At 71.0% G+C, this 9,040-nt stretch carries 8 protein-coding genes and 1 rRNA gene; 3 read left to right on the top strand and 6 right to left on the bottom strand.

Features of this window, described 5'->3' with window-relative positions; all coding sequences use genetic code 11:
- Together rrf and ACZ499_RS23500 are read left to right on the top strand one after the other, a co-directional pair.
- Positions 1–91: ribosomal RNA gene (gene rrf, locus ACZ499_RS23505) — 5S ribosomal RNA — on the top strand; the annotation flags it as partial.
- 82 nt (positions 92–173) lie between these two features.
- The gene (locus ACZ499_RS23500; RefSeq protein WP_468677627.1) at positions 174–731 is read left to right on the top strand and encodes a GNAT family N-acetyltransferase; all 558 of its coding nucleotides are present in this window, start codon (positions 174–176) and stop codon (positions 729–731) included.
- Between the two features lie 31 nt (positions 732–762).
- Here the strand turns inward: ACZ499_RS23500 and ACZ499_RS23495 are convergent, their stop codons facing one another.
- The 6 genes from ACZ499_RS23495 to ACZ499_RS23470 form a co-directional block, all read right to left on the bottom strand.
- Entirely contained in the window at positions 763–2,412 is a 1,650-nt protein-coding gene (locus tag ACZ499_RS23495; RefSeq protein ID WP_468677625.1) for a type IV secretory system conjugative DNA transfer family protein, read from the bottom strand.
- A gap of 110 nt (positions 2,413–2,522) precedes the next feature.
- Positions 2,523–3,947 (bottom strand): ATP-binding protein, encoded by a 1,425-nt coding sequence (locus ACZ499_RS23490; protein ID WP_468413049.1) that lies wholly within the window; start codon positions 3,945–3,947, stop codon positions 2,523–2,525.
- 24 nt (positions 3,948–3,971) lie between these two features.
- Positions 3,972–5,522 carry an SCO6880 family protein gene (locus ACZ499_RS23485; RefSeq protein ID WP_385538366.1) on the bottom strand — a complete coding sequence of 517 codons (1,551 nt, stop codon included), beginning with the start codon at positions 5,520–5,522 and terminating at the stop codon, positions 3,972–3,974.
- Entirely contained in the window at positions 5,519–6,868 is a 1,350-nt protein-coding gene (locus ACZ499_RS23480) for a hypothetical protein (protein WP_468677621.1), read from the bottom strand. Before ACZ499_RS23480 ends, ACZ499_RS23485 begins: the two co-directional genes overlap by 4 nt.
- Complete coding sequence (locus ACZ499_RS23475; protein WP_468413055.1) at positions 6,858–7,706, bottom strand: hypothetical protein; 849 nt, start codon at positions 7,704–7,706, stop codon at positions 6,858–6,860. Before ACZ499_RS23475 ends, ACZ499_RS23480 begins: the two co-directional genes overlap by 11 nt.
- 207 nt (positions 7,707–7,913) lie before the next feature.
- Positions 7,914–8,222, bottom strand: coding sequence for a hypothetical protein (locus tag ACZ499_RS23470; RefSeq protein WP_101389324.1), 309 nt, complete (start codon positions 8,220–8,222; stop codon positions 7,914–7,916).
- 353 nt (positions 8,223–8,575) lie between these two features.
- Here ACZ499_RS23470 and ACZ499_RS23465 point away from each other — a divergent pair.
- The coding region (locus ACZ499_RS23465; RefSeq protein WP_468677618.1) for a trypsin-like serine peptidase at positions 8,576–9,040 on the top strand (465 nt) is incomplete at its 3' end.

Below are 9,040 nucleotides of genomic sequence, written 5' to 3'. Positions count from 1 at the left end.
GCCCGGTTACATTCCGAACCCGGAAGCTAAGCCTTTCAGCGCCGATGGTACTGCAGGGGGGACCCTGTGGGAGAGTAGGACACCGCCGAACAATCATTGCGGGAAGCCCCGCACCATGATCCGCAAGGATTAATGGTGCGGGGCTTTTCTGCGTTCCATGGCAGGATCTGGTCATGGAACACGTGATACGCCCCGTGGGGGCCGATGAATGGCGCAAGGCCAAGGAGCTCCGGATGGCCGGGCTCGCCGACCCGGCCGCCCCTGTTGCCTTCCTTGAGACCACCGAGAAGGCCAACGGCCACCCCGACTCCTTGTGGCAGGAGCGGACCGCCAGCGTGTCCAGCAGCGGTACCGGCGGCCGCCAGTTCGTGGCCGAGGGCCCCGACGGCACCTGGGCCGGCTCCGTCATTGTCCTGATCGAGCAGGGCGGGAACACGGACTTCTTCGGGCTGGACATCGAAGCCGCCCAGGGACATGTCGTCGGCGTCTTCATGCGCCCCGAGTTCCGGGGCATCGGGCTCACCGAGAGGCTCTTCGAGAGCGCGCTGGAGTGGGCCTGGTCCCTGGAGGAGCCGCGCTTCGAACGCGTACGGCTCTATGTGCACAGCCAGAATGCGCGGGCCGAGGGCTTCTACCGGAAGTTCGGGTTCGCACGGACCGGGAAGACCGTTCCCGCGTCGGCCGGGGAACCGGACGGGCACGAGGTCGAGATGGAGTTCCTCCGCCCGTAGCCCCAGCCGGGGCCGTTGCCGGCCGGGCCCGCTACGGGGCCAGTGTCTCCGTCCAGCGGGCCCGGGCCTGTTCGGCCGAGCGGAGCAGGACCAGGGTCGGGAGGCCCAGGTCCTGGCCGGTCGACAGGAGTTCGGGCAGCCGGGGCAGCGGCGCGACCGCCGCCACGTCGTCCAGGACCAGCGTCATTGGTGGGTCGAGCCGACCGTCGGGTGACCGTTCGGCCATGCGGCGGCCGCGCTCGACCACGTCTGAGGCGAGTGCGGTCAGGAGCGGCATCGCGGCGGGGCGGGACCGCGGATCCTCGATGGCTTCACCCACCACGTAAAGGGTGCCCCCTTCCGCGGCGAATGATTCCAGCGCGAGCGAATCCGCTCGGTTCGGTGTGCAGGCCTCGCGGATGTGGATCGAGGAGAGCGCGTCGAGCGCACGGGCCGTCAGCTGCTGGGCGATCTCCCGGCGTTCGGGGTGGGCGGTCAGCGCCGACTCCAGCAGGCCCGCCGAGCCGCTCATGGCCTTGGGGTGGGTGCGGAGTATGCGTACGGCCTCGTGGGCGCCGGTGCCCTGGGCCCAGCGGTGCATCTGCTTGACGGCCTTGCCGTCCCGGCTGTCCAGCGCGGCCGCGTGCAGCCAGCACCTCAGCAGGGTCTCGGCGGTGTCGGCCATGGCGGCGTCGATACGGGCCTGCGGGCGTACGGGCGCGAGCAGCGCGGTCGCGCGCGCCGCCGCCACGTCCGCGTCCTCGCAGCCGCTCGTGGGCGACCAGTGCAGCCGGGCCGGGGTGTCGCAGAGGTGCCCCGGGTCGTACACGTGCACAGGGCCGAGCTTCGCGCGCGCGTCCTTGGTCTCCGCCCAGAGGGTGGGGTCCGAGGTGATGACGAGCGCGGCGCCCTCGGCGTCCTGGATGGCCTGCACGGCTGTGGGGCGGCGGGCGTCGGGGCCGCCGTAGACGAGCCGGGGTGGGCGGGCCGCGCGCGGCGACGGGAGTCGGCCGGCTCCCGGGTCGTCGGGCTGCCGGCTCGCGGTGCCGGGCGCCGGGGTGAGGGCCATGTCGGCTTCAGCCCCGTCCGTACGTACCGTACGAGCCGCCCCCGGGCCCGCGGTCGGTCCCCACGCGCGCGTGCTCGCAGTACCGGTGCCCCAGTCCGCCGCCGCAGCGGGCGCACCGGCCCCCGGGTCTCCGTCCGCCGTGGCACTCGGCCCCGCGTCCATCACCGGCGGCGGCCACGTCCGAGCCTGGTGCGTCGGCGGCTTACCACCACCCGTCCCGCCGCCCCTGTTCAGGCCCAGCACCGGGTCCCCCGGCATCGCGGCTGCCGCCTTGGCTCTCGCGCGTACCGCTCTCCAGCGCGACCACGTGCCCAGGGCGAAGATGAACAGCACCAGGAGCACGAGCAGTTGGCCGATGAGCAGGCCCCAGAAGAGGCCGTAGCCGGAGAGCTGGGCGGCGGGGGTGTCCGGCCAGGCGGCCGGGAGGTCGTGCGGGGCCTGGATGAGCTGGCGCAGGGCGAGCGGGGTGCGGGTGAACGTCACTGCGTCCGGCCAGGCGCCGTGGCTGAACAGGCCCGCCAGGCCCGTCGCCGTCCAGACCAGGACCGTGAGGCCGAGCAGGAACGCGAGCAGCCCGATCAGCAGGGAGTCGGGGATGCCGCGCTCCTCGCCACGGGAGCGGGACTCCGGCATGTCAGGCAACCTCCGGCGTGTCGGGCCAACTTGTGCGTGTCGGGGAACTTCCGTGGTGGGGGCGGCCGTTGATCCGGCAGGCCCCTTGGGGGGAGGGGCCTGCCGGCCCGTCAGGCGACGGTCGACTCGGGGGAGGAGGTGCCGGACATTTGCTGTTCCATCAGCGCTGCCCTGCGCTCGCTCTCCGACTCCAGCTGGCTCTCCAGTTCTTGGGCGAGTACGTCATCGGTCGCCGCCGACTCCGTCATCGCGCGGTCGGTGAAGACCAGCGGCCGTTCCCGCTCGGTGATCAGGTGTTTGACCACCTGGACATTGCCGTTGACGTCCCAGACGGCGATGCCGGGCGTGAGCGTCGGGATGATCTCGACCGCCCAGCGCGGCAGGCCGAGCACCCCGCCCGTCGCCCTCGCCTCGTCCGTCTTCTGGGCGTAGATCGTCCTGGTCGACGCCATCTTCAGGATCGCCGCAGCCTCCCGCGCCGCCGCCCCGTCCACCACGTCCGACAGATGGTGCACCACCGCCACGAAGGACAGACCGAGGCGCCGGCCGAACTTGAGCAGCCGCTGGAAGAGCTGCGCCACGAACGGCGAGTTGATGATGTGCCAGGCCTCCTCCACCAGGAAGATGCGCTTCTTGCGGTCGGGCCGGATCCAGGTGTGCTCCAGCCAGACGCCGACGATCGCCATCAGGATCGGCATCGCGATCGAGTTGCGGTCGATGTGCGAGAGGTCGAAGACGATCAGCGGGGCGTCCAGGTCGATGCCGACCGAGGTCGGTCCGTCGAACATGCCCCGCAGGTCGCCGTCGACCAGCCGGTCCAGGACGAGCGCCACGTCCAGGCCCCAGGCCCGGACGTCGTCTATGTCGACGTTCATGGCGACCGCCGAGGCAGCCTCCGGGTGGCGCAGTTGCTCCACGATGTCGGTGAGGACGGGCTGCCGGTCGGTGATGGTCTCGTTGACGTAGGCGTGCGCCACCTTCAGGGCGAAGCCCGACCGCTCGTCCAGGCCGTGCCCCATCGCCACTTCGATGATGGTGCGCAGCAGCGCCAGCTGGCCCGTGGTGGTGATCGCCGGGTCCAGCGGGTTGAGCCGGATGCCGCCGTCGAGGGCGGCCATCGGGTCGAGCCGGATGGGAGTTATCCCCAGCTCGCGCGCGATGAGGTTCCATTCGCCGACGCCGTCCTCGCCCTGGGCGTCGAGCACGACGACCTGCCGGTCGCGGAACCGCAGCTGGCGCAGCACATAGGTCTTCTCAAGGGCCGACTTGCCGTTGCCGGACTCGCCGAGGACCAGCCAGTGCGGTGCGGGCAGCTGCTGGCCGTACAGCTGGAAGGGGTCGTAGATGTATCCCTTGCCGCTGTAGACCTCGCGGCCGATGATCACGCCGGAGTCGCCCAGGCCGGGCGCGGCCGTCGGCAGGTAGACCGCCTGGGCCTGTCCGGTGGAGGTGCGGACGGGCAGCCGGGTCGTCTCCACCTTCCCGAAGAGGAAGGCGGTGAAGGCGTTGGTGAGTGCGGAGAGCGGATCTCGCATGAGCAGGCCCCAATCAGCTCTCGGCTAGCGGCGGATGCCGGTCGCGAACGGCAAGGTGTTGACGAAGGCCCGGTGGTGCTCGCGGTCGCACCACTCCAGCTTCAGGTACGACTTGCCGGCCGAGGCGCGGATGGTGCGCTTGTCCCTCGCCAGGGCCTCGGGGGAGCGCGCCGACACCGTGATGTACCCGACGAGGTTGACACCTGCCGCGCCACTGGCGAGATCTTCACCCCGTTGGTCGAGGCGGCCGTGGGCGGCGATGTCGCGCGGGTCGACGGTCCGGTTCATCTTGGCGGCGCGCGAGGCCTCGGCCTCGTCGTTGGTCTTCTCGGTGAGCATGCGCTCGATGGCGACCTCGGTGGGTTCGAGGTCCATGCAGACCGCGACCGTACGGATGACGTCCGGGGTGTGGACGAGCAGGGGGGCGAGGAAGTTGACGCCCACGGGGGTCATCGGCCACTCCTTCACCCAGGCCGTGGCGTGGCACCAGGGCGCGCGCGTGGACGACTCGCGGGTCTTGGCCTGGAGATAGGTGGGCTCGACCGCGTCCAGCTCGGCGGGCCAGGCGTTGCGCTTGGTCATGGCCTGGATGTGGTCGATGGGGTGGTCCGGGTCGTACATGGAGTGCACCAGCGAGGCGAGCCGCCCCTGGCCGAGCGGCTGGCGCACCCGGATGTCGGCCTCGGCGAGCCGGGCGCAGATGTCGGTGAGCTCGCGGGCCATGACGACGGCGAGGCCGGCGTCCCGGTCGAGCTTGCGGCCGTGCTGGGGGCGGGCGGCGCGAGCCATGGCGTGCGCCTCGGCGGCGAGCTCGCGCGAGTACTGCATACAGGCGACGAGATACGCGCGGTGCTGCTCGCTGGAGGTGGAGACCATCGACTGGAGCTGCTCGTAGGACTCCTGGAGCCAGCCGGGTGAGCCGTGGTCGCCGCGCTGGGCGACGTCCTTGGCGTGCGCGTCCGGGTCGGCGGGCAGGGTGCGGGCGAGCATCTGGAGGCGGGTGACGAACCCGTCACCGTTGGCGACGTGCTTGAGCAGCGTGCCGAAGCGGTCGACGAGGGCTTCCTGGTCCTCCGAGTCGCGCAGGCCCACGCCGGGGCCCTCGATCTCGATGGCGGCGGTCACCGTCCGGCGGTCGGCGTGCAGCAGGACGGCGATCTCGTCGGGGCCGAAGGGCGCGGCGAGCCAGCTGATCCGGCCGATGCCGGGCGGCGGGCCGACCTCGACCTCGCGCCCGTCACCGTGCACGCCGGCCTCCATGGCGGAGGAGCGGTAGGTGGTGCCGCGGCGCAGTGAGCGCTTGTAGCTGCGGTTGATCTCGAACCACTTGTAGAACGTGCGGTGTTTGTACGGGAGGTACACCGCGGCGAGCGCCAGCATGGGGAAGCCCATGAGGAGCACGATCCGCAGGGACAGGACGGGGACCAGCAGTCCGGCCATCATGCCGAGGAACGCGCCGCCGATGATCAGCGCGATCTCGCCGGTCTCGCGGTTCTTGCCGACGATGGCCGACGGCCTGGCCCGGCCGATCAGATACGTGCGGCGGGGCGAGACCGGATGGGACTGGGTCGTCAACGCCCTCCACCTCCTGTGCTGTTGTTGCCTTTGTTGCCGGTGTTGCGGCTGCTGTGCGGGGTGCCGCTGGTGGGTCCGGAGCCGCTACGGGGCGGGGGTGCGGCGGAGGGGACAGATCCGCCGCCGCCGGAGGAGCCCCGGCTGCTGTGGGCGGCCACGCCGCCGGACATCGGGTTGGCGGGCCGGGGCTGGGCGTTGTTGTTGCCCTGGTTGCCACGGCTGCTGTGGGTCTTGATGCCCTGGGAGACCAGGGCGGCAGGGGAGGAGATCACGGCGGCCGCCTGGGAGCCGTCGGTGGCCTGCTTGCGGTTGGTGCGGGCGGCGGCGATCTCGTCGCCGAAGCCGGGGACGAAGCGGTAGATCATCGCGGAGGCGAAGATGGCCAGCAGGATGATGGCGAGGCCGGAGACGACCGCCTGGAAGGAGTCCGGCCCCTTCCCCGCCGAGAGCGCGCCCGCCAGGCTGAGGACGATCACGATGATGGGTTTCACCAGGATGATCGCGATCATGATCCCGGCCCAGCGGCGGACGTGGCCCCACATGTTCTTGTCGACGAGTCCCGAGTACACGACGACGCCGAGCAGCGCTCCCACGTACAGCAGGAGGGCGCGGATGTAGAGCTCAAGGAAGAGGATGCCGGCGGCGAGGATGGTGACCAGGGAGACGACGATCAGCATGATCGGGCCGCCGCCGATGTCCGTGCCCTTCTTCAGCGCGGCCGAGAACGACCCGAAGAAGACATCGGTCTGGTCGCCGGTGCCGGCGGCGATGACGTCGGTGACGGCGTCGGTGGCGTTGACGACGGTGTAGAGGATCAGCGGGGTGAACGCGGAGGCGAGCACGGTGAGCCAGAGGAACCCGACGGCCTCGGAGATCGCGGTGGTCAGCGGCACCCCGCGGATCGCCCGTTTGGTGACGGCGAGCAGCCACAGGACGAGCGTGAGGATGGTGGCGGCGGCGAAGACGACGGCGTAGCGGCCGAGGAAGGCGGGGTTGGTGAAGTCCACCTTGGCAGCGGTCTTCACGAACTTGGAGAGCGTGTCGACGACCCAGACGGCGGCGTCGGCGCAGCCGCGGGCGAGGGAGTTGAGGGGGTCTGCGGGGTCGCCGGGGGCGACGTTCCCGGGCGAGGTGCTGGGCTTGCCGCTGCCCGACTCGCAGTAGTCCTTGGCAGGACCGCGGATGAGGTCGCAGGGCCCGCCGGTGCTGGTTCCGGAGCTCGGCGTGGGGCTCGGGGTGGGACTCGGCGCCGCGTACGCGTACGTGGCGGCCAGTACGGCCGTGGTCTGCACGGCCGTCAGCACCGTGGCGAGCGGGAGGGCGCGGCGGGGCCGCTTACCGGGCATAGGTGAACCCTCCGTACTGCTCGACGGCGTCGGCCATGTCCTTGGCGGTCGCGGCGGCCTGGTCGCGCCCGACGGGCGCTGGGCCGTCCTTCTGGGTGAAGTCGGTGACCTTCCAGTCGTTGCCGACCCACTTCAGCTGGAACGTGTTGGTGTACCAGCCCTCGGAGACCGGGTTCTTCGAGCCCTCGCCGGCGAGCCCGAACAGCGCCGAGTACCAGACGGACACGCTCGCCGCGCCACTGCTGTACGCCTCCACCTTGGAGCCGACCGGGTTGAACCGGGAGATGAAGGTCAGCCCGGCAGGCGCGCTGCCGTCCGGCTTGAGCCCGATCCGGGCGAGGAACTCCGGTCCGGAGTAGGCCCGGTCGAGGTCGCCCTGGCGGGCCGCCGCCACGTCCGGCGCGTACACGGTGCTCACGATCTCGTGACGGCGGGCCTGGTTGTACATGCCGCCCGAGCCGAGCGCCACGACATAGTTCGCCGCCGCCGACTGCGCCCCCTGTTCCGTCTGGGGGAAGCCCGTCGCGATGCCGGCCGTCCTGCCCTGGACCGGGTTCACGCCGCTCGCCGCCGTCGGCTTCGTGTCGGACTGCTTGGGGTCGTCGGAGGAGCCGTCGCCGCCGTCGCCACGGTTGGCGAAGGCGATCGCGCCGACGAGGAGGACCACCACGCCGACGACCGTGAGCAGGGAGCGCGAGGCGCGGACGGGGCGGCGGGCGCCGCCGTACACGTCGGCGCCCTCGCCCTCGGGCAGCCGGGTGCGCGTCTGGCGCGTACCGCCGACGGTGCTGTACGCGTCCTCCGTGCGCCTGGAGTCGTGCTCGTCGCCGAGGCTCATGCCGCGTACGCCCCCTCAACCCTTCGCTGGTCCGTCGTGTAGTACGACGGTAGCCGTGCTGGTTCCCGCGCGGGCGCGGTGTGGTGACTCGACATCAGGGAGACGCAACCTCAGCCGGTGGGCACGACGGACGGATGGTGTGGGGGAGGGCCTGGGCGGACCCTTGGGGGGCGAAGGCGGCGGGACGGGGCCGGACCTGAGGACGGGTCAGACGGCCATCCCGTACACGATGGTGAACAGCGTGCCGAGCGAGCCGATGATGAAGACTCCGGTCAGCCCCGCCACGATCAGACCCTTGCCCTGCTCCGCGCTGAACGTGTCGCGCAGCGCGGTCGCACCGATCCTCTGCTTGGCGGCGCCCCAGACGGCGATGCCGAGGCACAGCAGGATGGCCACGGCCATCACGACTTCGACCATCACCCGGGCCTCGTTGCCCAGGCTCCCGAACGGCCCCCAGTTGGGAGCGATCCCGCCGATGATCGTGGTGATGTCGCCCTTTTCTGCTGCCAGGTACACGTAACTCACCGCCCCTGTCGGGTAGTTCGATGCCCCTGCCCCATGGCATGGGTCAGGCTCTATCTTCGCTGATGAAACCGTCCGAGTATGTCGACTTGGCGGCTCTCTTTATCCGAAACCGCACAGCTGTACCGGTCGCACCGCCCTGACCTGCGGTGGACTGGTCTCTACGGATTCACGTTTGGTCACTCTGTGTATCACGGAGGGTGACTCCGGGCAATGACTGTCGTTGATGCACTCTGGGCCCGTTCGCTTGAGTGGAACTCGCGCCGGGCGCTCCAGGGGGCGCTTCACAGACTCTTCTCAGAAAAGTTCCAGGGTTGCTCTCAGGTCCGCGCGTCACCGTCGGGGCCATGAGACACGTCTCCCAGCTGCGAGCCCTGTCGGCGGTGGCCGTGCTCCTGGTGATCCCCGGGTACGGGGACCGGGAGGCCGGATCGGCCGGTACGACCGTCACGGCGCCCGCCACGGCCGCCAACGCGCGCGTGGGCGCGCTGTTCGACGGGGGTCTGGACGGCGACCACTTCTGTACGGCGTCGGTGGTGCACAGCGAGGGCCACGACGTGATCGTCACGGCCGCGCACTGCCTCGACGACCAGGACGACGCGGTGTTCGTGCCCGGCTACCGGGACGGGCAGGCGCCGTACGGGACATGGCCGGTCAAGGAGAAGTACGTGGACGACGCCTGGTCGGAGGACGAGAACGAGGACGACGACGTGGCCTTCGCGGTCCTGGGGGGGGGGGGGGGGGGAGGGGGGGAGGGGGGGGGGGGGGGGGGGGGGGGGGGGGGGGGGCGGGGGGAGTCCCAGCGAGGGGGA

The organism is Streptomyces sp. NPDC031265, assembly GCF_055570295.1.
This window is presented reverse-complemented; position numbering and strand designations above follow the sequence as displayed.